Origin of the sequence: Streptomyces sp. NPDC046859, assembly GCF_040645135.1 — a bacterium.
Classification (GTDB): domain Bacteria; phylum Actinomycetota; class Actinomycetes; order Streptomycetales; family Streptomycetaceae; genus Streptomyces.
In genome coordinates this window covers 16,876-39,876 of record NZ_JBEYXR010000012.1, presented here as the reverse complement: position 1 = coordinate 39,876, position 23,001 = coordinate 16,876, and the positions used below count along the sequence as shown (strand labels likewise).

Here is a 23,001-nt window from a genome sequence, read left to right as displayed (position 1 = left end):
ACGGTAGGGCGCGGCCCGGCATTCGTCTTGACGCCTTCCTTGAATTCAGGTGAACGACGTGTGGCGAAGCCGTGAACCGGGCTTTTTCACGGGCCTCACCCGACCTGATTCTCCGTTCGTCGGTGTGCTGTTAACCGTTTGTTGTGTTCGGGTTGGGCGGGTGCTTCGAATGCATTCCTAGCGTCTTCGGCGTGCCAGCAAGTACGACGAAGACCCGGCGAACGGCCGTGCTCGCGGATTCCGACACCCGGTGGAAATGGGGCGCGCTCACCGCGCACCGCATCGCCCCCGAGGACGCGGACGTCCGCCTGGACGGCTACCTTCTGCGCGGCCGGGCCACGCCCACGGCCCGTCAGCTCCAGGAGACCGGCGCCCACGCCGACTCCCTGCGCGAGGTGACCGCGGCCGAGTTCCTGCGCGTCATGGCGCGGGAGCCGTACGACGTGATCGTCCTGGCGCTGGTCGGCGGCGGGGTGCAGGCCGTGCTGCACGGCCTGCGCGGGGTGTGGGCGGACCGGCCCGAACGCCCCGTCGTGGTCACCGGCTACGTCGGCGTCGTCTACGAGAAGCTCGCCGACGGCCTGCTGCTGCGGCACGGCGCGGACCTCGTCCTCGCCAACTCACGGCAGGACGCCGAGCGTTTCCGCGCGGTGTACGAGGGGGTCGGCGCCGACGCCTCGGCGGTGACCGAGGTGGCACTGCCCTTCCTCGGCGGTGAGCCGCACACCCGCGAACACGAGCCCCGCACCGTGGTGTTCGCGGCCCAGCCCTCCGTGCCGGACAACCGCCGTGACCGCACCTACCTGCTGAACCGGCTCATCGGGCACGCCCGCAGGCACCCCGAGCGCGAGGTGCTGCTCAAGCTGCGCTCCAGGCCCGGCGAACACACCACCCACATCGAGGAACTGCCGTACCAGAAACTGGCCCGGGGCCAGGACCTGCCGCCCAACCTCCGCCTGGTGTACGGGCACATGGGGGAGGTGCTGGACCGCACCGACCTGCTCGTCACGGTCAGCTCCACGGCCGCCCTGGAAGCCCTGCACCGCCGTGTCCCGACCGCCGTCCTCACCGACCTCGGGGTGCGCGAGGCCCTCGGCAACCACCACTTCATCGGCTCCGGCTGCCTCGCCTCCTGGGACCAGCTCGACGCCGGGTACCTGCCGGAGCCGGACGAGGACTGGGTGGCCCGGCAGGGCGTGGCCGCCGGCGGAACCTACACCACGGCGTTCGACCACGCCCGCGAACGCGTCGCCCGCCTGCTGGGCCGGCCGGGCGGGCTGCCACCGCTCGCGCCCTGGTACACCCCCGAGACCGCGCCCGGCTACCTGCCCGGCATCCTCGCCCGCCACCATCTCGGCCCCGACGGCGCGCCGCTGCCCGGAGCGCCGGCCGCGGACGACGCGCCCGGCCCCGTCCGGCAGATCGTGCGCCGGGCCGCGCGCGGCGCCTACCGGCACGGCGTCCAGCGCGTCGCCCCCGTGATCCGGCGGATGGGCGAGCTGTGACCCCCCATCGACAAGGAGAACCCATGTCCGACCCGGCAGCGGGCCACGGCGCTTCGACCCGCCGGGTGCTCGCGGTGATCCCCGCACGCGGCGGCTCCAAGGGCGTGCCCGCGAAGAACCTCGCCCCGGTGGGCGGAGTCCCGCTGGTGGCCCGCGCGGTACGCGAGTGCCGGGCGAGCCGGCTGGTGACCGACGTCGTCGTCTCCACCGACGACCAGGCCATCGCCGCCGCCGCCCGGGAGGCCGGCGCCGAGGTCGTGCTGCGGCCCGGCGCCATCGCCGGGGACACCGCCACCTCCGAGGCGGCGGTCCTGCACGCCCTCGACACCCATGAGGCGCTGCACGGCGCACCCGTCGACGTGGTCCTGCTCGTGCAGTGCACCAGCCCGTTCCTCGTCCGCGACGACATCGAGAAGGTCGCCGCCGCCGTCGCCGAGAACGGCGCCGACACCGCCGTCACCGTGGCGCCCTTCCACGGCTTCGTCTGGCGCGAGACCGGCGAGCCCGCCGAGGGCGGCGACGGCGTCAACCACGACAAGTCCCACCGCCCGCGCCGCCAGGACCGCCCCCAGGACTTCCTGGAGACCGGCGCCGCCTACGCCATGGACGCGGCCGGCTTCCGCGCCCACCGGCACCGCTTCTTCGGCCGCACCGACCTCGTGCGCACCGACCCCGCCCGGGTGCTGGAGATCGACGACCCGCACGACCTGGCCCGCGCCCGCGCGCTGGCGCCGCTGCTCGACGCCGAGCGGCCGCTCGGCGCCCTCCCGGCCGCCGGCGACATCGACGCGGTCGTCCTGGACTTCGACGGCACCCAGACCGACGACCGGGTGCTGATCGACGCCGACGGAAAGGAGTTCGTCTCCGTGCACCGCGGCGACGGACTCGGCATCGCCGCCCTGCGCAAGAGCGGCCTGAAGATGCTGATCCTCTCCACGGAGCAGAACCCGGTCGTCGCCGCCCGCGCCCGCAAGCTGCGGATCCCCGTGCTGCACGGCATCGACCGCAAGGACCTCGCACTCAAGCAGTGGTGCGAGGAGCAGGGCATCGCGCCGGAGCGCGTGCTCTACGTCGGCAACGACGTCAACGACCTCCCGTGCTTCGCCCTGGTGGGCTGGCCCGTGGCGGTCGCGAGCGCCCACGACATCGTCCGCGGCGCCGCACGCGCGGTCACCACCGTCCCCGGTGGCGACGGCGCCATCCGGGAGATCGCCGGCTGGATCCTCGGCCCCTCCCTCGACTCCCTCACCCAGTAAGGACATCTCTGCCATGAGCACCAACTCCCGCCTGCGCTCGTTCGGTTCGCGCGAGGTCGGCCCCGGCCGCCCCGTCTACATCTGCGGCGAGATCGGCATCAACCACAACGGCGAGCTGGAGAACGCCTTCAAGCTCATCGACGTGGCCGCCGAAGCCGGCTGCGACGCCGTCAAGTTCCAGAAGCGCACCCCGGAGATCTGCACCCCGCGCGACCAGTGGGACATCGAGCGCGACACCCCCTGGGGCCGGATGACCTACATCGACTACCGCCACCGCGTGGAGTTCGGCGAGGACGAGTACCGGCAGATCGACGCGTACTGCCAGGAGAAGGGGATCGACTGGTTCGCCTCCCCGTGGGACACCGAGGCCGTCGCCTTCCTGGAGAAGTTCGACCTGCCCGCCCACAAGGTGGCCTCCGCCTCGCTGACCGACGACGAACTGCTGCGCGAGCTGCGCGCGACGGGCCGCACGGTCATCCTCTCCACCGGCATGTCCACCCCGCGCCAGATCCGGCACGCCGTCGAGGTCCTCGGCTCCGACAACATCCTGATGTGCCACGCCACCTCGACCTACCCGGCCAAGGCCGAGGAGCTGAACCTCCGCGTGATCAACACGCTGGAGAAGGAGTACCCGAACGTCCCGATCGGCTACTCCGGCCACGAGACGGGGCTGCAGACCACCCTGGCCGCCGTCGCCCTCGGCGCCGTCTTCGTCGAGCGCCACATCACCCTGGACCGCGCGATGTGGGGGTCCGACCAGGCCGCCTCCGTCGAGCCACAGGGCCTCACCCGCCTCGTCCGTGACATCCGCACCATCGAGGCGTCCCTCGGCGACGGCGTGAAGAAGGTGTACGACTCCGAGCTCGGCCCGATGAAGAAGCTCCGCCGCGTCTCCGGCGTGGTCGCCGAGGCGGAGATCGCCGCCGCGGCCGGCGAGCCGGTCACGGTCTGAGCCCGGACACCACGAGGCAGGGACGGTCGTACGCCGATGAGCCGCCGCGCCGGGAACGCCGGCCACTCCACCCTCGCGTTCGTCGAGAGCCCGGTGCAGCTCCTGAACGTTCTGGAGTGGGCCCATGCCCGCGCGTCCGGTGCGGAGCTCACCCTCGTCGTGCTGTCCCCGACCGACCCCATGACGCGTGGCCAGCTCCGCCGGATGGCCGAGCTGGCCCGCCAGGAGGGGCACGGGATCCGCTGGGAGGAGGCCCGCGGCGGCCCCGCGGCCCCCTTCCGCACCATCGGAGGGCTCGCGGCGCTGCTGCGCGGCGCCGGGCGGATCGTCCTCGGCGACCCCTTCTCCCGCTACGTGCAGCTCCTGCTGACGATCACCGGCGCCCGGGACCTCGTCGTCGTCGACGACGGCACCGCGACCATGGAGTTCGTGGCGCAGCTCGCCCGCGGCGACCGCCTGGTGCGCTGGCACCGCAAGGGCGGCCGCCCCGGCCCCCGCGACCTGGTGTTCGCGCCGGTGTCGGCGGTCGCCCGCAGGCGCCTCACCCCGGGCGCCCGGCGGACGGTGGAGGTCTTCTCGGCCATGCCGGTGGAGGAGGCGCCGCCCGGGGTGACGGTCACGGCGAACGCCTTCGCCTGGACCCGGGACCGCTTCGGCCCGCCCCGCCTCACCAAGGGCGCCGACCTGGTCGGCACGTCCCTGGTCGAGACCGGGGTCGTGGACGGCGACCGGTACCTGGACGCCGTCCGGGCCCTGGCCGCGGCGCACGGCGCCACCCGCTACTTCGCCCACCGCCGCGAGAGCGCGGAGAAACTGCACCGGCTCGCGGTCGGGACGGGCCTGGAGGTCGTCCGGCCGGACCTCCCCCTGGAGCTGATCGCCCGGCGCGGGCCCATCGGGCGCACGGTCCTGAGCTTTCCGTCGACCGTCGTGCACACCCTGCCGCTCGCCCTGGCCGGCACCGGGGTCAGGGTGGCGGTGTGCGACATCGACCCGGCGTGGCTGACGGAGCACGCGTCACCGCGGGCCCAGGGCTTCCTCTCGGGGGTCACCGGCACCGCGCGGGACGTGCACCGGCTGCCGGCGGTCAGCGCGGTGTGAGCGCGGCGGCCTCCCGGCGAGGAGGCGTGCTCCTCGGCTGCGGGCTGCCGCAGCGTCCGCGCCGTCAGCCGCGGACCGGCCTCCGCCGGCCTGGCGGCGACCGCCCGTCCCGCCGCATCGACCCTCTCCTCCGCCGTGCGTCCGATCCCGACACGTGAACACGCCCGACGGTTCTGTCCCAGGCGTGGTATGCGTGGAGTATGGGGCAACTCGGGTTCTTGACGCCTCGTCGGCTCCCCAGGTCGGCTCGGTGAAAAGCGCGCGAGTTTACCCACCCGAATCAATACCTACGCGTCGGACGACCAGATTTTCTTCCCCGAACGGGTTGAACTTTTGTTGATCGAGGGTCAGTCGGCCGTCTCGGCGTCCTACCCTTCAGAGGGTGAACCAACTGATGTCCGCAGAGTCCGAGGCCGACCAAACCGGAGAATCAGCCCTGCCCGGCACCGTGCCGGAAGCGCTGCGCGCCGAGCTCATCGAGTTCCGGCGCGACCTCCACATGCACCCTGAGCTCGGCAATCAAGAGTTCCGAACGACCGCCGCGATCAAGGCCCGCCTGGAGAAGGCCGGCCTGAAGCCCCGCGTCCTCGCGAGCGGCACCGGCCTCGTCTGCGACATCGGCGAGTGGGACGGCGGACGCCCCATGCTCGCGCTGCGCGGCGACATCGACGCGCTGCCCATCCCGGACACGAAGAGTGAGTGCCCGTACCGCTCCACGGTGCCCGACCGCGCGCACGCCTGCGGCCACGACGTGCACACCACCGTGGTGCTCGGCGCCGGGCTCGTCCTGGCCGAGCTGGAGCGGCGCGGACAGCTGCCCCGGCCGGTGCGCCTGCTCTTCCAGCCCGCCGAGGAGGTCCTCCCCGGCGGCGCCGTCGAGGCCATCGCGAACGGGGTGCTCGAAGGGGTGGGCCGGTTCCTGGCCCTGCACTGCGACCCGAAGGTGGACGCGGGCCGGATCGGACTGCGCGAGGGCCCCATCACCTCCGCCTGCGACCGCCTCGAGATCGCCCTGGCCGGGCCCGGCGGCCACACCGCCCGCCCGCATCTGACGACCGACCTCGTCACCGCCGTCGCCCGGGTGGTGACCGACGTGCCCGCGATCGTCGCCCGGCGCGTCGACGCCCGCAGCGGACTGTCGGTGACCTGGGGCCGCGTCGAGTCCGGGCACGCGCCCAACGTCATCCCGCAGCACGCCGAGGTGGCCGGAACCGTGCGCTGCCTGGACCTCGACACCTGGCGGCAGGCGCCCGACCTGGTCGTCGCCGCGATCGACGAGGTCGCCAACCTGCATCGCGCGAAGTCGGAGATCAACTACGTGCGGGGTGTCCCGCCCGTCGTCAACGACGCCGACTCCACCGAGCTGCTGCGCGAGGCGATGACCGCCCGTCGCGGCGCCGACTCCGTCGAGTCCACCGAGCAGAGCCTCGGCGGCGAGGACTTCTCCTGGTATCTGGAGCACGTCCCCGGCGCCATGGCCCGCCTCGGCGTCCGCCACCCGGGCGACCGGATCGGCCGTGACCTGCACCAGGGCGACTTCGACGTCGACGAGTCGGCCATCGCGGTCGGCGTGGAGCTGTTCACGGCGGCGGCCCTGCTCGACGCCGGCCGCTGACCGCGGGGCCCGCCGGCCGGCCCCGGACGCCCCGCAGCCCGTCCCGCGCCCGCTCCGCTTGCGACCGCTCGGGGGCGGGGGGAGTCTGGGCCGTGGCGGGCGGTCCGGAGTGCTGTCGCGTGGAGGGCACCGTGGGTGCCGTCGCCCCATGTGTGCCTTTCGGTCCGGTGGTTCACAAGGACGTAACCGGCCATCGGCACGAATGGATAACGGCACGGCGAAACCCCGTTCCCAGGAGTGTCTACGCGCGTTAATGTGCGCCGAACCCAGCACCCACTGCGGGGCTTGGAGAATGGGGACTTCACGATGCGTCGGACATCCAAACTGACCAGTGTCGCGGTGGGGGTCGCGTCGATCGCGCTCGCCGCCACGGCGTGCGGTGGTACCAGCAGCGACAGCGGTAGCGACGGCGGCGGCGACGCCAAGGGTCTCGCCATCGCCTACGACATCGGCGGCAAGGGCGACCAGTCCTTCAACGACGCCGCCTACGCCGGCCTGCAGAAGGCGGCGAAGGAGTTCGATTACAAGACCGCCGACATCGAGCCCACCGAGGGCGAGACGGACGCCGACAAGGAGCAGCGGCTGTCGTCGCTGGCCAAGCAGGGCTACAACCCGGTGATCGGCGTCGGCTTCGCCTACGGTCCCGCGATGGAGGCCGTGGCCAAGAAGTACCCGAAGACCACCTTCGGCATCGTCGACTCCGTGGTCGAGGGCAAGAACGTCGCCTCCCTCGTCTTCGCCGAGCAGGAGGCCTCCTACCTGGCGGGCGTCGCCGCGGCCAAGGCCACGAAGACGAACACGGTCGGCTTCGTCGGCGGTGTCGACGTCCCGCTGATCCACAAGTTCGAGGCCGGTTACAAGCAGGGCGTCCAGGACACCAACCCCAAGGTCAAGGTCCTGTCGCAGTACCTGACGCAGACCGCCGAGGAGGGTGGCTTCTCCAGCCCCGACAAGGGCAAGGCCGCCGCCGAGGGCCAGATCGAGAAGGGCTCGGACGTCGAGTACGCCGCCGCCGGCCTCTCCGGCCAGGGCGTGATCGAGGCCGCCGCGAAGGCCAAGGTCTGGGCGATCGGTGTCGACTCCGACCAGTACAAGCAGGCGGCTCTCGCCAAGTACAAGAACTCCATCCTGACCTCCGCCCTGAAGGACGTCGGCGGCGCTGTGTTCACGCTGGCCAAGTCCGTCCACGACGGCAAGCCGCTGACCGGCACGCAGACCTTCGACCTCAAGGTCAACGGCGTGGGCCTCGCCGACTCCAACCCGGAGTTCGCGAAGATCCCGGGCCTGACCGAGGCCGTGGAGAAGGCCAAGGAAGGCATCATCGACGGCACCATCAAGGTCAAGACGGAGTAGCAGCGGCCGTACGGCGGATCGTCGTACGAGGGCAGCGGGCGGGCATCCGGCGGGTGCCCGCCCGCTCGCCGTTCCCGGTCCCGCCGCCGGCCGTCCGAGTGACGCGCCGGTCACCCGCGGCCACCCTCCGGCCGCCGTGGACGGCCCCCGGCCCGCCCCGCGCGTGCGATTGGCCACGGGCCTATAACAAGGTGGACAGAAGGGGTTTCCTGGCAGGTCTACGCGCGTTACTCTGCGGCGGAAGCAAGCGCCGTTGCTGCACGCTGTCCCACGGCTGTACCCCCCCGGCGCTGGTACGACAGGAGTCTCACGACATGCGCCGGATTTCCCGGATCACGGTCGCAGGCGCAGCGACCGCCTCTCTGGCCCTCGCTCTCTCCGCCTGCGGCGGCACCTCCACCAAGGCCTCCTCGGAGGACTCGAAGGGCGGGGACAAGGGTCTCGCCATCGCCTACGACGTCGGCGGCAAGGGCGACCAGTCCTTCAACGACGCCGCCTTCGCGGGCCTGGAGCAGGCGAAGAAGGAGTTCGGCTACCGGACCGCCGACCTCGAGCCCACCGACGGTGAGACGGACGCCGACAAGGAGCAGCGCCTCGCCTCGCTGGCCAAGCAGGGCTACAACCCGGTGATCGGTGTCGGCTACGCCTACGCCGCCGCCGTCAAGGGTGCCGCCGAGAAGTTCCCGGACACCACCTTCGGCATCGTCGACGACTCCACCGTCGAGGCGAAGAACGTCGCCGACCTCGTCTTCTCCGAGGAGCAGGCGTCCTACCTGGCCGGTGTCGCCGCCGCCAAGTCCACCAAGACGAACACGGTCGGCTTCGTGGGCGGCGTGGACATCCCGCTGATCCACAAGTTCCAGGCCGGCTTCGAGCAGGGCGTCAAGGACACCAACCCCAAGGCCAAGGTCCTGACCCAGTACCTCACGCAGACCGCGGAGGAGGGCGGCTTCTCCAGCCCCGACAAGGGCAAGTCGGCCGCCGAGGGCCAGATCGAGAAGAAGGCGGACGTCGTCTACGCCGCCGCCGGTCTGTCCGGTCAGGGTGTCATCGAGGCCGCCGCCGCCAACAAGGTGTGGGCCATCGGCGTCGACTCGGACCAGTACAGCCAGGAAGCGCTCGCCAAGTACAAGGACTCGATCCTGACCTCGGCGATGAAGGACGTCGCCAAGGCCGTGTACAACCTGGCGAAGTCGGTCGAGGACGGCAAGCCCGAGACCGGTATCGTTCGTGGCGATCTGAAGTCGGGTGAGGTGAGCCTGTCGAACTCCAACCCGAAGTTCGCGGACAACGCCGAGCTTCAGGCAGCCCTCAAGACGGCCAAGGAGAAGATCGTCAGCGGCGAGATCAAGGTCAAGACCAGCTGAGTGAAGCCAGACCCTGAGCAGCGGTAACCCCAGGGGTTGTGTCCGCTCGACGGGGTACGGGGAGGCTCACTCCCCGTACCCCGTTGTCGCGGTACGCCGGCCCCTTTTCAGGCCATAGGGGCGCTACGCGCGTAGACGACCCCCGTCCCCAGGAGTGTGCGCCATCAACGCGTCCAGCAGCCCTCCGGCCGGCGCGGCGGTCAACGGTCAGGTGACCGCCGTCGAACTCGCCGGGATCACCAAGCGATTCCCGGGCGTCGTGGCCAACCACGACATCCACCTCACCGTCCGCAAGGGCACCGTGCACGCCCTCGTCGGCGAGAACGGCGCCGGCAAGTCGACGCTGATGAAGATCCTCTACGGCATGCAGAAGCCGGACGAGGGCACCATCGCGATCGACGGTGAGCAGGTCACCTTCTCGTCCCCGGCCGACGCCATCGCGCGCGGCATCGGCATGGTCCACCAGCACTTCATGCTCGCGGACAACCTCACCGTCCTCGAGAACGTGGTGCTGGGCAGCGAGAAGCTGTACGGCATCGGCGCCAAGGCACGCCGCAAGATCAAGGAGATCTCGGAGCGCTACGGCCTCGGCGTGGAGCCCGACCGCCTCGTCGAGGAGCTCGGCGTCGCCGCCCGCCAGCGCGTGGAGATCCTCAAGGTCCTCTACCGCGGCGCCCGCACCCTGATCCTCGACGAGCCGACCGCTGTCCTCGTGCCGCAGGAGGTCGACGCCCTCTTCGAGAACCTGCGCGAGCTGAAGTCCGAGGGCCTGTCGGTCATCTTCATCTCCCACAAGCTGGGCGAGGTGCTCTCCGTCGCCGACGAGATCACCGTCATCCGCCGCGGCACCACCGTCGGCACGGCCGTCCCCGCCGAGACCACGCCGAAGCAGCTCGCCGAGATGATGGTCGGCAGCGAGCTGCCCACGCCGGAGACCGCCGAGTCCACGGTCACCGACCGCCCGGTCATCACCGTCGACAGGCTCCGCCTGGAGACCGCCGGCGGCAAGGCGCTGCTGGACGACATCACCTTCACCATCCACGCGGGCGAGGTCCTGGGCATCGCCGGCGTCGAGGGCAACGGCCAGACCGAACTGGTCGACGCCCTCATCGGCCTCAAGCACGCCGACTCCGGCACGATCACCCTCGCCGACGAGGAGATCACCGGCTGGGCCACCCGCAAGCGCCGCGAGCAGGGCATCGGCTACATCCCCGAGGACCGGCACCGCCACGGCCTGCTCCTGGAGGCCCCCCTCTGGGAGAACCGCATCCTCGGGCACGTCACCGAGGAGCCCCTCGCCAAGGGCGTCTGGCTGAACCCGAAGGCCGCGCAGCAGGACACGCGCCGCATCGTCGAGGCGTACGACGTCCGCACCCCCGGCATCGACGTCACCGCCGCCTCGCTGTCCGGCGGCAACCAGCAGAAGCTGATCGTCGGCCGCGAGATGAGTCACAAGCCGCGCTTCCTGATCGCCGCGCACCCCACCCGCGGCGTCGACGTCGGCGCGCAGGCCGCGATCTGGGACCACATCCGCGAGGCCCGCCGCGAGGGCCTGGCCGTGCTGCTGATCTCCGCCGACCTGGACGAGCTGATCGGCCTGTCCGACACCCTCCGCGTGATCTACAACGGCAGGCTGGTCGCGGACGCCGACCCGGCCGCCATCACCCCGGAGCAACTGGGCTCGGCGATGACGGGTGCCGCCACCGGGCACCTCGAGGACGACGACACGACCCCCGGGACTCCGAACCTGAGCAAGTCTCCCGAGTCCGGCGAAGACGAGGCACGCTGATGAAGAAGTTCGACAAGGAGCGCGTGCTCCTCGCGGTGGCCGGACCGGTCATCGCGCTCGCCGTGGCGTTCGTGCTCAGCGCGATCGTCCTGATCGCCTCGGGCAAGAGCCCGGTCGAGCCGTACGCCCTGATGTTCGAGCAGCTCGGCTTCTCGGACATCCAGGTGCTGATCATCAACCAGGCGACGCTCTACTACATCGCGGCCCTGGCGGTGGCCATCGGCTTCCGGATGAACCTGTTCAACATCGGTGTCGACGGCCAGTACCAGCTCGCCGCCATGATGGCCGCCGTCGTCGGCGCCCACGCCAGCCTGCCGGCCGGCCTCCAGGTGCCGCTGCTGATGCTCACCGCCGTTCTCACCGGCGCCTTCTGGTCCGGTATCGCCGGTGTCCTGAAGGTCACCCGCGGCGTCAGCGAGGTCGTCGCGACGATCATGCTCAACGCGATCGCGACCTCCGTGATCGCCTACCTGTGGCTGCCGAACGTCTTCGGCGTCAAGGTCGGCAACAACAACACCACCGGCGAGATGCACAAGTCCGGCTGGGTCCCCGGCATCCCCGTCGGCGAGGCCGGCGAGATCTACGGCCTGGTCTTCCTCGCGGTGCTGCTCGGCGTCGGCTACTGGGTCGTCCTCAACCGCACCCGCTTCGGCTTCGACCTGCGCGCCTCCGGCGCCTCGGAGACGGCCGCCGCGGCCAGCGGCGTCGACCCCAAGCGCATGGTGCTGACCGCCATGCTGCTCTCCGGCGGCATCGCGGGCCTCGCCGGCCTGCCGATCCTGCTCGGCGACACCCACACGTACAGCCTGAACTTCCCCACCGGCATCGGCTTCCTCGGCATCGGCATCGCGCTGCTCGGCCGCAACAGCCCCGTCGGCATCGCGTTCGCCGCCCTGCTGTGGGCCTGGCTCGACAAGGCGTCCCCCGAGCTGGACTTCCACGGCTACGACAAGGAGATCGCGGTCATCATGCAGGGCCTGATCGTGCTCTCGGTCGTCGTCTCCTACGAGGCCGTCCGTGAGTGGGGCCTGCGCCGCCAGCAGCGCCGGGTCGGCGCCGAACTGGCAGCCGGTCACGTCCTCGGCGCCGACAACAACACCACGAAGGAGGTGGCTGGCCGATGACTGCCCCGACCTCAGCGGTTGATGTCAACCAGCCCTCGCTGCAGCCCGCGGCGCCGACCGGCCGCCGTCTGTCCTGGCCGGTGCTGCTGCTGGTCATCGCCGGAGCCCTGGCCCTGACCTCGATCGTCCGCCTCGTCACCGGCGCCGACGGCATCACCAACGTCAGCCAGATGTCCACCGCCCTCCAGCTCGCCGTGCCGATCGGCCTCGCCGGTCTCGGCGGTCTGTGGGCCGAGCGGGCCGGCGTCGTCAACATCGGCCTCGAGGGCATGATGATCCTCGGCACCTGGTTCGGCGCCTGGGCGGGCTTCCAGTGGGGCCCCTGGACCGGTGTCGTCGTCGGCATCCTCGGCGGCTGCATCGGCGGCATCCTGCACGCCATCGCCACCGTCACCTTCCGGGTCAACCACATCGTCTCCGGTGTGGCGATCAACATCCTCGCCCTCGGCATCACCCGCTACCTCGCGCCCCTCGCCTTCGAGGGCCACCCGGGCGGCTCCGCCAAGCAGTCCCCGGCGGTCGACTCCCTCGGCCACTTCACGGTGCCCGGCCTGTCCGACGGGCTCAGGGACCTGAACGACCACGGCTGGTTCTTCGTCTCCGACATCGCCGGCTTGCTCGGCGGACTGGTCACCAACGTCTCCTGGCTGACCCTGATCGCCGTCGCGCTGGTCCCCGGTACCTGGTACATCCTGTGGCGCACCGCCTTCGGTCTGCGGCTGCGCTCCTGCGGTGAGAACCCGGTCGCCGCCGAGTCCCTCGGCGTCAACGTCTACAAGTACAAGTACATCGCCGTGATCATCTCCGGTGGTCTGGCCGGACTCGGTGGCGTCTTCCTCTCCATCGTGGCCAACCCCTTCTACCTGGAGGGCCAGGTCAGCGGCCGCGGCTACATCGGCCTCGCCGCCATGATCTTCGGCAACTGGATGCCGGGCGGACTCGCCCTCGGCGCCGGGCTGTTCGGCTACACCGACAGCCTCAACCTGCGCGGCGGCTCCACCAACGTCCACGCCCTGCTGCTGCTCGGCGCCCTCCTGCTGATCATCGGCGCCATCTGGCTGGTGATCCGCAAGAAGTACGTCCCGTCCATGATCACCGCGGTGGTCGGCGCCCTGGTGTACACCTGGTACGCCACCACCAACGAGGTGCCCAACCAGGTCGTCTCCGCCACGCCGTACGTCGTCACCCTCGTCGTCCTCACGCTGTCCGCGCAGCGCCTGCGGATGCCGAAGGCGGACGGCCTGCCGTACCGGAAGGGACAGGGCAAGTGAGCCCGGCCGCCGCCCCCGACGTCGACTGGGACACGCTTCGGGCGGCCGCGCGGGACGCCATGTCCCGCGCCTACGCGCCCTACTCCGGCTACCCGGTCGGCGTCGCGGCCCTGGTCGACGACGGCCGCACGGTCACCGGCTGCAACGTCGAGAACGCCTCGTACGGGCTCGGTCTGTGCGCCGAGTGCGGACTGGTCTCGCAGCTGCAGAACACCGGCGGCGGCCGGCTCACGCACTTCGCGTGCGTCGACGGCGAAGGCCGGCCGCTGGTGCCCTGCGGCCGCTGCCGCCAGCTGCTCTACGAGTTCGGCGGCCCCGACCTGCTGCTCGACACCCCGGCCGGCATCCTGCCGCTGTCGGAGATGCTGCCCCAGGCGTTCGGCCCGGACCACCTCGGCAGGTAACCCCCCTGCGGCCCCTCCGCGTCGCTCGCGCGACCGTCCGGAGGGGTCGTGTCTCTTCTGGAACCTTCGGAAGGAAAGCCATGGCTGTTTTGTCGACGGACGCCATCTCCGTCATCCGCACCAAGCGGGACCGCGGCGAGCTCAGCGACGAACAGATCGACTGGGTCATCGACGCGTACACCCGCGGGGAGGTCGCCGACGAGCAGATGTCCGCGCTCGCCATGGCGATCCTGCTCAACGGCATGAACCGCCGCGAGATCGCCCGCTGGACCGCCGCGATGATCGCCTCCGGCGAGCGCATGGACTTCTCGTCCCTGAGCCGCCCGACCGCCGACAAGCACTCCACCGGCGGAGTCGGCGACAAGATCACCCTGCCGCTCGCGCCGCTGGTCGCCGCCTGCGGCGCCGCCGTCCCGCAGCTGTCCGGCCGCGGGCTCGGCCACACCGGCGGCACCCTGGACAAGCTGGAGTCCATCCCCGGCTGGCGCGCGCTGCTGTCCAACGAGGAGATGCTGGACGTCCTCGGCACCACCGGCGCGGTGATCTGCGCGGCGGGCGACGGCCTGGCGCCCGCCGACAAGAAGCTGTACGCCCTGCGGGACGTCACCGGCACCGTCGAGGCCATCCCGCTGATCGCCTCCTCGATCATGTCGAAGAAGATCGCCGAGGGCACCGGCTCGCTCGTCCTGGACGTGAAGGTCGGCTCCGGCGCCTTCATGAAGACCATCGAGGACGCGCGCGAGCTGGCGTCCACCATGGTGGGCCTCGGCACCGACCACGGTGTGAGGACGGTCGCCCTGCTCACCGACATGTCCACCCCCCTCGGCCTCACCGCGGGCAACGCGCTGGAGGTCCGCGAGTCCGTCGAGGTCCTGGCCGGCGGCGGCCCCGCCGACGTCGTCGAGCTGACCGTCGCCCTGGCCCGCGAGATGCTGGCGGCGGCCGGGCTGAAGGACGCCGACCCGGCGAAGGCGCTGGCCGACGGCTCCGCGATGGACGTCTGGCGGCGCATGATCGCGGCCCAGGGCGGCGACCCCGACGCCGAGCTGCCCGTCGCGCGCGAGCAGCACGTCGTCACGGCCCCGTCCTCCGGTGTCCTGACCCGCCTCGACGCCTACGGCGTCGGCGTCGCCGCCTGGCGCCTGGGCGCCGGACGCGCCCGCAAGGAGGACCCCGTGCAGGCGGGCGCCGGCGTCGAGATGCACGCCAAGCCCGGTGACACCGTGACCGCGGGCCAGCCCCTGCTCACCCTGCACACCGACACCCCGGAGCGCTTCGCGTACGCCCTCCAGTCGCTGACGGACGCCTACGACATCGCTCCGTCGGGCACGGCCTTCAGCGCCCCGCCGGTCGTGCGGGAACGTATCGCCTGACCCGCGGTTTCCCCTTCCGGGTGAACGGGACCGGTGGACCCCCGCCGGTCCCGTTCGGCGTGACGGCCGGCACCGGTGGGTTCCCCGCCGGCCGACCCTCAGCCCAGGAGTGCCGCCACCACCACCAGGACCGGCACCGAGAGCACCGTCGACAGCAGGATCGAGTCGCGGGCCAGGCGCTCGGCGACGCCGTAGCTCGACGCGTAGGTGAACAGGTTCTGCGCGGCGGGCAGGGCCGAGGTCACCACGACGTCGAGCAGGGGAGCGCCCCGCAGCCCGAAGACGCCCGCCGCCAGTGCCCAGGCCGCGGCGGGCTGGCCGAGGGACTTCAGCGCGACCGAGAGGAACACGGGGTGCCGGTCCGGGCCCCGGCCCGGCATCGTGCTGCCGCACAGGGAGATGCCGAAGGCCAGCAGGACCGCGGGGACCGACATGCCGCCGATCAGGGTCAGCGGGTCCATCACCGGCGCCGGCACCCGCACCCCCGCCGCCGAGACCGCCACACCCGCCAGGGAGCCGAGCGCGATCGGGTTGCGCAGCGGCGTCAGCAGGCGCCGCCGCAGGGGGCCCTTCCCGCCGCCGCCGGACAGGTCGAGGATCGTCAGCGCGACCGGCGTGATCCCGACCAGCTGGAACAGCAGCACCGGCGCCACCAGCGACGCGTCGCCGAGGACGTACACGGCGATGGGGATGCCCAGGTTCCCGGCGTTGACGTAACTGGAGCACAGGGCGCCGATCGTGGTGCGGCCCACGCCCCACCGCCGTACGGCACCGACCGCCACGAAGACCCCGGCCGCCGCGGCCGTGCTCAGCGCGGTGACCAGGAGACGGCTGGAGAAGATCACCGAGAGGTCGGTCCCGGCGAGGGTGGTGAAGAGGAGCGCGGGCGACGCCACATGGAAGGCCAGCTTCGTCAGCACCTCCCGGCCGTGCTCCCCGAGGTGGCCGCGCCGGCCGATCACATAGCCGACGGCGATGACCACCGCGATCACCGCGAACCCCGTCAACACCCCTTGCACGGAGTCCCCTTCGCGGGAAGCGGGACGCGCGGTCTTCGAGGAGTCGCCGGTGCATGAGGCATACACCCAACCCTCCGGTGACGGAGGGGGCCCGGTCAATGTGATCCCGACCGGCGGACACGCCACCGCAGGCCCCGCGATGAGTTGGCGGCCCGGGCCCGGTCTACCGCTCGTGGACGCCAAGACACCCGCGGTACTCGTGCTGGCCGGCCCCGTCACCCGGGGCGAGGTGGCGGGGCTGTGCGCGGCCGTCCGGGCACGCCTGGAGAGCGGCCGGTCGAGGGTGGTCGTGTGCGATGTCGGCGGGCTCGGCCCACCGGGCCTGGGCACCGTCGACCTGCTGGCCCGGCTCCAGCTCAGCGCCCGGCGCGCCGGTGGCCGGATACGGCTGCGGGACCCGGACCCCGCCCTACACGCCCTGCTCGACCTCGTCGGCCTCCGTTTCGAGGTGGAGGGGCAGCCCGAAGAGCGGGAACCAGCGCTTCGTGTCGAGGAAGCAGTGGAACCCGGTGATCCGCCCCCCTGAGATCTCCAGGACCTGGACCGCCCACGGCGTGAACCCGCCCGCCTCCGGGTCGGGCTTGTACTGGGCGAACCCCGGCAGCCCGTTGACCTGGACGGGGACCAGCCGGGAGCCCGCGCACGGGGCGCCCAGCGTCGTCATGAACCCGGTGATGTCCCCGGCGCCGGTCAGCCACAGGTCGAACGGCGGCATCGTCATGACGGCGTCCTCGTGCAGCAGCGCCGTCAGCGCCGTCATGTCGTATCCCTCGAAGGCGGCGACATAGCGCTCCAGGAGCTTCTGCTGCTCCTCGTCCAGCGGGTCGGCGACCGCCGCCTCGGCGCCGGGCTGCTGCTGCTCGGCGAGGGTGGCCCGGGCCCGCTGGAGCGCGCTGTTGACCGACGCGACCGAGGTGCCGAGCAGCTCGGCGACCTCGCTCGCCCGCCACGCCAGCACCTCGCGCAGAATCAGCACCGCCCGCTGCTTCGGCGGCAGTTGCTGGAGCGCGGCCATGAAGGCGAGCCGCACCGACTCCTTGGCGACCGCGGCCTCGGCCGGGTCGTCGGTCGTGGGCAGCACCCGGCTGTCCGGCACCGGCTCCAGCCAGGTGTGGTCCGGGCGCGGGGAGAGGGCGGCCTGCGCGAGCGGCGTCGACTCGGTGAGGTCCATGGGCCTGGCCCGTCTGTTGCCCGCGGTCAGCATGTCCAGGCAGACGTTCGTCGCGATGCGGTAGAGCCACGAGCGGAGGCTGGAGCGGCCCTCGAACTTGTCGTAGCTGCGCCAGGCGCGCACCATCGTGTCCTGCACCGCGTCCTCGGCCTCGAAGGACGAACCGAGCATGCGGTAGCAGTACCCGGTCAGCTCGACGCGGTGCTTCTCCAGCCTGACGTCGAGGTCCGTCTTCGTGGTCGCCGTACCGTCGCTCATCGTCCACCCACCCCTGGGGCCGTCCTGGGGGACGCCTCGTCGCGTCCCACCACTTCGGAAGCTACCGCAGCCCACTGACAATGGCCCCCGGAGTCGGAGAACCCGCAGGTGGACGGGGACATGGCAGCGGGGCGCACCCCCATGCCACGAGTGCGCCCCGCCGGTGTGCGGCCGTGCTCCGGGCTCAGCCCAGCGGGACGCCGTTCACGGGCAGGCCCTGCGTCGGCAGGCTCTGCACCGGCAGACCGCCGAGGAGCCCGGCGGCCACGCCCGTCGGGGCGCCGGCCAGCGTCCGCGCGGCGGCCGGCTGCGCGGCGGCCAGCCCGGCGGCGACCGCCTCCTGCCCGCCGGCCAGGCTCTCGGCGGCGTTCGGGGCGGCCTGCGTGAGGCTCTCGGCCGGGAGCGTGCGGGTCACGGTGTCCAGCGCCGCGCCGGTGTCGGGGACGGCGGGCGCGGCGTTCGCGGCACCCGCACCCGTGGCGGCGAAGGCGGCACCGAGCGCGGCGACACCGAGGGACTTGGCGGCAGACTGCTTCATGGAAAACCTCAGAATTCGAGAACGGGGATGTGAGCGGTTCTTCGACCGTAAACAACCCCGCCGTTCGGCCGCAAACATCGAATTGCGGACGGATTGTGAATGGCGTCCGCAGCCCCTGTGCGCGCAGGGTCGCCGATCAGTCGCCCTGGCCCGGAGAACCGCTGGTGGGGACCGTCTGCCGGAAAAGCCACTCGGACTTGAGTTCGGCATATCCGGGCTTGATCACGTCATTGATCATCGCCAGCCGTTCATCGAAAGGAATGAACGATGATTTCATCGCATTGACGGAGAACCACTGCATGTCGTCGAGCGTGTAACCGAACGCCTCGACAAGATGCTCGAATTCCTGGCTCATGCTGGTGTGGGACATCAGGCGGTTGTCGGTGTTCACCGTGGCGCGGAAGTGCAGCCGGCGCAGCAGCCCGATCGGATGCGCCTCGTACGAGGCGGCCGCGCCCGTCTGCAGGTTGGAGCTCGGGCACAGCTCGAGCGGGATGCGCTTGTCCCGCACGTACGACGCGAGCCGGCCGAGCTCCACCGAGCCGTCGTCCCGCACCCGGATGTCGTCGATGATGCGCACCCCGTGCCCGAGCCGGTCGGCGCCGCACCACTGGAGGGCCTGCCAGATGGACGGCAGCCCGAAAGCCTCACCGGCGTGGATCGTGAAGTGGTTGTTCTCCCGCTTGAGGTACTCGAAGGCGTCGAGATGCCGGGTCGGCGGGTGGCCCGCCTCGGCGCCCGCGATGTCGAAGCCGACGACGCCCAGGTCGCGGTAGGTGTTGGCGAGCTCGGCGATCTCCAGCGAGCGGGCCGCGTGACGCATCGCGGTGAGCAGGGCGCCCACCCGGATGCGGTGGCCGTTCTCCCGGGCGATCCGCTCGCCCTCCCGGAAGCCCTCGTTGACGGCCTCGACGACCTCCTCCAGGGTGAGCCCGCCCGCCAGATGCTGCTCCGGGGCGTAGCGCACCTCGGCGTAGACGACCCCGTCCTCCGCGAGGTCCTCGGCGCACTCGCGGGCGACGCGCACCAGGGCGTCGCGGGTCTGCATGACCGCCACGGTGTGCGAGAACGTCTCCAAGTAGCGTTCCAGGGAGCCCGAGTCGGCGGCCTCCTGGAACCAGAGGCCGAGCTTGCCGGGGTCGGTCTCGGGAAGCTGGGAGTAGCCCGACTCGCGGGCGAGCTCGACGATCGTGCCGGGGCGGAGCCCGCCGTCGAGGTGGTCGTGCAGCAGAACCTTCGGGGCCCGGCGGATCTGGTCCGAGCTCGGGGTGTGCGCCTTCGGGGCGGTCTGGCTCGTCATTTCCGCACTCTAACGCCTACGCGCGTAGAGAGCGCGTCCCCGCGCACACGTCCGGATCGCCGCTTTACACATCCGTCGATACGTAACGGTGACCGCACGGACGGGTCGCGGACGACCCCACTTCTGCCACTGTTCTGTCATGGCACAGCAAGCGACGCCGGTGCGCAGGGTCCGGCTGGGCAGGGCGATGGGGCCGGAGCCGACGGCGGTGAGCGGCGCCGTCCTGCTGCTCCCACCGGGTGACGAGACCTCATACCGCAGACCCGCACCGCTGTTGGCCACCCCCATGACCCGCGCCCTCGGCCGCCGGCTCACCCGCGCCGGGCGCCCGGAAGGGCTCGCCGTCCACGTCGTCCACTACCGCTACCGCGGCTGGAACGGCGACGAGGCCGCCCTCCTGAGCGACGCCCTGTGGGCCGCCGACGAGGCCGTACGGCGCTACGGCGACGTGCCCGTGTGTCTCGCCGGCCTCGACATGGGCGGACGTGCGGCGCTGCGCGCGGGCGGCCACGAGGCCGTCAACTCCGTGCTCGCCATCGCCCCTTGGCTGCCCGACGAGGACAGCGCGGACCCGCCCGAACCGGTGAAGCAGCTCGCCGGGCGGCGCGTCATGATCGTCCACGGCACGAACGACGAGCGCACCGACCCCGAACTGTCCTTCCGGCTGGCGGCGCGGGCGAAGAAGGCGAACCGGGAGGTGTGCCGCTTCGAAGTGCACTCCGATCGGCACCGGTTGCAGCAGCACCGCGACGAAGTCCTCTCCCTGGCCGAGGACTTCGTCATGGGTGCGCTGTTCGGGACGGTGTTCTCGCGGCCGGTCGCCGACGCGTTCGCCGCACCGCCGCCCCTCGGGCTGCGCATGCCGCTCGCCTCCGGGTTCGGCAAGTCGCTGCGCCGGTAGCCCTGTCTTCGCGCTCTCAGGGCAGCAGCGTCCCCCTGCGGGAGAGCAGGAACTTCTTGAACGCCGCCACCGGGAGCGTGTCCGGGCGGTCCGCCAGCCAGGCGACGCCGATCTCGCGGGCCGCCCGGGGAGCCGTCACGGTCAGCTCGCTGACGCCCGGCCGGGGCACGGCCGGCGGCGGCAGCAGCGCCACGCCCAGACCGGCCGCCACCAGCCCCCGCAGGGTCTCCGCCTCCTCGCCCTCGAAGGCGATCCGCGGCCGGAACCCGGCCTCCAGGCACAGGTCGTCGGTGATCCGGCGCAGCCCGTAGCCCGGCTCCAGCGTCACGAAGTTCTCCTCCGCCGCCTCCGCCAGCCGGATGCGCCGGCGGCCGGCCAGACGGTGGTCGGCGGGGACGACCAGCCGGAGCTTCTGCTCGTCCAGGCGGCGGGCCACCAGGTCGGGGGCGTCCGGGACCGGCGACGTCAGGCACAGGTCCAGTTCGCCGGCCCGCAGGCCCTCCAGCATCGCCTCCCCGTAGTTCTGCACCAGGCTGAAGCGGACGCGGGGATGATCGGCGCGGAAGGCCTGCAGCAGGCCCGGCACCGTCTCCGCGCCCATGGTGTGCAGAAAGCCGAAGGCGACCTTGCCGGTCGCCGGGTCGGCGTCGGCGCGGACCTCCTCGGCGGCGCGCTCCACCTCGGCGAGGGCACGCTCGACGGAGGCGAGGAACGTGCGTCCCGCGGGGGTCAGCGAGACCGTACGGCCGTGCCGGGCGAACAGATCCACGCCGAGATCCTGTTCCAGACGGACCATGGCGCGTGACAGCGTCGACTGGGGCACCCCCATCTCCCGCGCGGCCCGGGTGACGTGCTCGGTCCGGGCCACACCGGCGAAGTAGGCGAGGCGGGGCGCGAGCAGCCGCGCCATGTCGGCCATGTCTTCTGTGTCACCGAACGGTGACAGTCGACCTCGTGAACTGTACTGATGCGCCATGGGAACGATTATGGCGAATCCATGCATTGGACGGATCAGTGACCCGTACGTAGCGTCGAAGCATGTCTCCCGCCAGTACCGGGGCGTCCACTCCCGTGGTCGCCGCACCCGCAGCCCCTGTCGCCGACTCCCGTATGGCCCCGGGCGGCCCCGGCTACCGCCGGATGAGCCTCGCCCTGTTCCTCGCCGGCGTCGCGACCTTCGCCCTCCTCTACTCCACGCAGGCCCTCCTGCCGCTGATCTCCGGTGAGTTCGGCGTGCCCGCGAGCGCGGCCAGCTGGACGGTGGCGGCCGCGACCGGCGGACTGGCCCTGTTCGTGCTCCCCATGAGCGCCCTCTCCGAGCGGTTCGGCCGCCGTACCGTCATGACGGCCTCCCTGGCCGTCGCGGTCACCGTCGGCCTCGCGGTGCCTTTCGCACCGAACCTGACCGCGCTCGTCGCCCTGCGGGCGGTCCAGGGCGCCGCGCTGGCGGGCCTGCCGGCCTCGGCGACCGCGTACCTCGCCGAGGAGGTGCGTCCCAGGGCGCTGGTCACGGCGATCGGGCTGTTCGTCGCCGGCAACAGCGTGGGCGGCATGAGCGGACGCGTCATCACGGGCTGGGTGGCCCAGGAGTGGGGCTGGCGGGTGGCGGTCGGCGTCATCGGCGCCGTCGCGGTGGCCTGCGCGGTCGCCTTCCGGCTGCTGCTCCCGGCACCGCGCCACTTCACGTCCGGGTCGCTGCGGCCGCGGGTGCTGGCGCGGACCGTGCGCGACCATCTCTCCGACCCGCTGCTGCGCCGGCTGTACGCGATCGGCGCGCTGTTCATGACGGTCTTCGGCGGCGTGTACACCGTGATCGGCTACCGGCTCACCGAGGCGCCGTTCTCGCTGCCCCAGGGCGTGGTCGGCTCCATCTTCCTGGTGTACCTCGTCGGCACGGTCTCCGCGTCCACGGCGGGACGGCTGGTGAACCGGCTCGGCCGGCGCGGTGCCCTGTACGCGGCCGGTGCCACCACGGCGTCGGGGCTGCTGCTGTCCCTGGCGGGATCGCTGCCGCTGGTGCTGCTGGGGCTCGTGCTGATCACCGCCGGGTTCTTCGCGGGGCACGCGGTGGCGTCCTCCGCGGTCAGCAAGACCGCCACGCACGGGCGTGCTCAGGCGGCGGCGCTGTACCAGTCGGCCTACTACATCGGCTCCAGCGCGGGCAGCACCGTGGGCGCGGTCGCCTTCCACGCGAGCGGCTGGGGCGGGACGGTCGGCGTCGGGCTGCTGGCGGTCCTCGGCGTCGTGACGATCACCGTGCTGGGGACGCGGGCGGCTCGGGCCCGGGCGGCCGTGGCGGCCGCCTGACGGGGGCGGGCGGCGGCGTGCCGTGTGTCCGCACGTGACGGACCACCCCCTGACCGGTACCGGGTCAGGGGGTCCGTCATGTCACCACGCCGTGCGGGTGCTGTCCGCCTTCTCCTCGGACGGCAGCAGCAGCCAGAGCGCTATGTAGAGCACGAACTGCGGGCCCGGCAGCAGACAGGAGAGCAGGAAGACCACGCGCATCGTCGTGGCGGAGGTGCCGAAGCGGCGCGCCAGCGCGGCGCACACTCCGCCGATCATGCGGCCGTGGGTGGGTCGGGCGAGCGCGGTCATGGTGCGGCTCCTTCGTGAGCGTCGGTCGGCGGCTCCTTGTCGGGCCCTCCGAGTGGTGTCTCCTCCACTGACCTCGACGCTACGAGGACAAACAGGATGAAGCGTC

Annotated in this window: 21 protein-coding genes; 15 read left to right on the top strand and 6 right to left on the bottom strand. The window is 71.9% G+C overall.

From position 1 onward, the window contains the following. The first annotated feature begins 191 nt into the window (after nucleotides 1-191). The 12 genes from ABZ899_RS19285 to ABZ899_RS19230 all read left to right on the top strand — a co-directional run bounded on the left by ABZ899_RS19285 (nucleotide 192) and on the right by ABZ899_RS19230 (nucleotide 15,110). Nucleotides 192-1,505 (top strand): DUF6716 putative glycosyltransferase, encoded by a 1,314-nt coding sequence (locus ABZ899_RS19285; RefSeq protein WP_361347339.1) that lies wholly within the window; start codon nucleotides 192-194, stop codon nucleotides 1,503-1,505. A gap of 23 nt (nucleotides 1,506-1,528) precedes the next feature. Beyond that, entirely contained in the window at nucleotides 1,529-2,761 is a 1,233-nt protein-coding gene (locus ABZ899_RS19280; RefSeq protein ID WP_361347336.1) for an N-acylneuraminate cytidylyltransferase, read from the top strand. Nucleotides 2,762-2,774: 13 nt separating this feature from the next. Further along, nucleotides 2,775-3,713, top strand: a complete 939-nt coding sequence (locus ABZ899_RS19275) for an N-acetylneuraminate synthase family protein (RefSeq protein WP_361347333.1) — start codon at nucleotides 2,775-2,777, stop codon at nucleotides 3,711-3,713. 36 nt (nucleotides 3,714-3,749) lie between these two features. Then, complete coding sequence (locus ABZ899_RS19270) at nucleotides 3,750-4,814, top strand: hypothetical protein (RefSeq protein ID WP_361347330.1); 1,065 nt, start codon at nucleotides 3,750-3,752, stop codon at nucleotides 4,812-4,814. A 394-nt stretch (nucleotides 4,815-5,208) separates the two neighbouring features. Continuing rightward, nucleotides 5,209-6,429 (top strand): M20 family metallopeptidase, encoded by a 1,221-nt coding sequence (locus ABZ899_RS19265; RefSeq protein ID WP_361347328.1) that lies wholly within the window; start codon nucleotides 5,209-5,211, stop codon nucleotides 6,427-6,429. A gap of 306 nt (nucleotides 6,430-6,735) precedes the next feature. After that, a complete protein-coding gene (locus ABZ899_RS19260) occupies nucleotides 6,736-7,782 on the top strand; it encodes a BMP family ABC transporter substrate-binding protein (RefSeq protein WP_361347325.1) in 1,047 nt (348 codons plus the stop codon). A 314-nt stretch (nucleotides 7,783-8,096) separates the two neighbouring features. Next, nucleotides 8,097-9,149: a BMP family ABC transporter substrate-binding protein gene (locus ABZ899_RS19255; RefSeq protein WP_361347323.1), complete on the top strand. Its 1,053-nt coding sequence runs from the start codon at nucleotides 8,097-8,099 to the stop codon at nucleotides 9,147-9,149. Between the two features lie 211 nt (nucleotides 9,150-9,360). Beyond that, nucleotides 9,361-10,938, top strand: a complete 1,578-nt coding sequence (locus tag ABZ899_RS19250; RefSeq protein WP_361347741.1) for an ABC transporter ATP-binding protein — start codon at nucleotides 9,361-9,363, stop codon at nucleotides 10,936-10,938. After that, nucleotides 10,938-12,062: an ABC transporter permease gene (locus ABZ899_RS19245; RefSeq protein WP_361347320.1), complete on the top strand. Its 1,125-nt coding sequence runs from the start codon at nucleotides 10,938-10,940 to the stop codon at nucleotides 12,060-12,062. The genes ABZ899_RS19250 and ABZ899_RS19245 overlap by 1 nt, the downstream gene beginning before the upstream one ends. Beyond that, nucleotides 12,059-13,333 carry an ABC transporter permease gene (locus ABZ899_RS19240; RefSeq protein WP_361347318.1) on the top strand — a complete coding sequence of 425 codons (1,275 nt, stop codon included), beginning with the start codon at nucleotides 12,059-12,061 and terminating at the stop codon, nucleotides 13,331-13,333. The genes ABZ899_RS19245 and ABZ899_RS19240 overlap by 4 nt, the downstream gene beginning before the upstream one ends. Further along, entirely contained in the window at nucleotides 13,330-13,737 is a 408-nt protein-coding gene (locus tag ABZ899_RS19235) for a cytidine deaminase (RefSeq protein WP_361347316.1), read from the top strand. The genes ABZ899_RS19240 and ABZ899_RS19235 overlap by 4 nt, the downstream gene beginning before the upstream one ends. An 80-nt stretch (nucleotides 13,738-13,817) precedes the next feature. Beyond that, on the top strand, nucleotides 13,818-15,110 hold the full coding sequence (locus ABZ899_RS19230) for a thymidine phosphorylase (protein ID WP_361347314.1): 1,293 nt from the start codon (nucleotides 13,818-13,820) through the stop codon (nucleotides 15,108-15,110). A gap of 98 nt (nucleotides 15,111-15,208) precedes the next feature. Here ABZ899_RS19230 and ABZ899_RS19225 read toward each other — a convergent pair whose 3' ends face one another. Then, the gene (locus ABZ899_RS19225; protein ID WP_361347311.1) at nucleotides 15,209-16,129 is read right to left on the bottom strand and encodes an AEC family transporter; all 921 of its coding nucleotides are present in this window, start codon (nucleotides 16,127-16,129) and stop codon (nucleotides 15,209-15,211) included. A gap of 139 nt (nucleotides 16,130-16,268) precedes the next feature. Here ABZ899_RS19225 and ABZ899_RS19220 point away from each other — a divergent pair, with 139 nt between their 5' ends. Further along, complete coding sequence (locus ABZ899_RS19220; RefSeq protein ID WP_361347738.1) at nucleotides 16,269-16,655, top strand: STAS domain-containing protein; 387 nt, start codon at nucleotides 16,269-16,271, stop codon at nucleotides 16,653-16,655. On the opposite strand, the gene ABZ899_RS19215 is transcribed toward ABZ899_RS19220, so the two are convergent. From ABZ899_RS19215 to ABZ899_RS19205, 3 genes are all read right to left on the bottom strand, one after another. Beyond that, complete coding sequence (locus tag ABZ899_RS19215; protein WP_361347308.1) at nucleotides 16,539-17,558, bottom strand: sigma-70 family RNA polymerase sigma factor; 1,020 nt, start codon at nucleotides 17,556-17,558, stop codon at nucleotides 16,539-16,541. The genes ABZ899_RS19220 and ABZ899_RS19215 overlap by 117 nt on opposite strands. A 184-nt stretch (nucleotides 17,559-17,742) precedes the next feature. Beyond that, nucleotides 17,743-18,096, bottom strand: coding sequence for an ATP-binding protein (locus tag ABZ899_RS19210; RefSeq protein ID WP_361347306.1), 354 nt, complete (start codon nucleotides 18,094-18,096; stop codon nucleotides 17,743-17,745). Nucleotides 18,097-18,232: 136 nt separating this feature from the next. Beyond that, a complete protein-coding gene (locus ABZ899_RS19205; RefSeq protein WP_361347303.1) occupies nucleotides 18,233-19,396 on the bottom strand; it encodes an adenosine deaminase in 1,164 nt (387 codons plus the stop codon). Nucleotides 19,397-19,535: 139 nt separating this feature from the next. Between ABZ899_RS19205 and ABZ899_RS19200 the strand changes: the two genes are divergently transcribed. Further along, nucleotides 19,536-20,297 carry an alpha/beta hydrolase gene (locus ABZ899_RS19200; RefSeq protein WP_361347300.1) on the top strand — a complete coding sequence of 254 codons (762 nt, stop codon included), beginning with the start codon at nucleotides 19,536-19,538 and terminating at the stop codon, nucleotides 20,295-20,297. Nucleotides 20,298-20,313: 16 nt separating this feature from the next. On the opposite strand, the gene ABZ899_RS19195 is transcribed toward ABZ899_RS19200, so the two are convergent. Then, the gene (locus tag ABZ899_RS19195; protein ID WP_361347297.1) at nucleotides 20,314-21,273 is read right to left on the bottom strand and encodes a LysR family transcriptional regulator; all 960 of its coding nucleotides are present in this window, start codon (nucleotides 21,271-21,273) and stop codon (nucleotides 20,314-20,316) included. Between the two features lie 62 nt (nucleotides 21,274-21,335). Here ABZ899_RS19195 and ABZ899_RS19190 point away from each other — a divergent pair, with 62 nt between their 5' ends. After that, nucleotides 21,336-22,604: an MFS transporter gene (locus tag ABZ899_RS19190; RefSeq protein ID WP_361347295.1), complete on the top strand. Its 1,269-nt coding sequence runs from the start codon at nucleotides 21,336-21,338 to the stop codon at nucleotides 22,602-22,604. Between the two features lie 81 nt (nucleotides 22,605-22,685). Here the strand turns inward: ABZ899_RS19190 and ABZ899_RS19185 are convergent, their stop codons facing one another. After that, entirely contained in the window at nucleotides 22,686-22,895 is a 210-nt protein-coding gene (locus ABZ899_RS19185) for a PspC domain-containing protein (RefSeq protein ID WP_361347292.1), read from the bottom strand. Nucleotides 22,896-23,001: the final 106 nt, after the last annotated feature.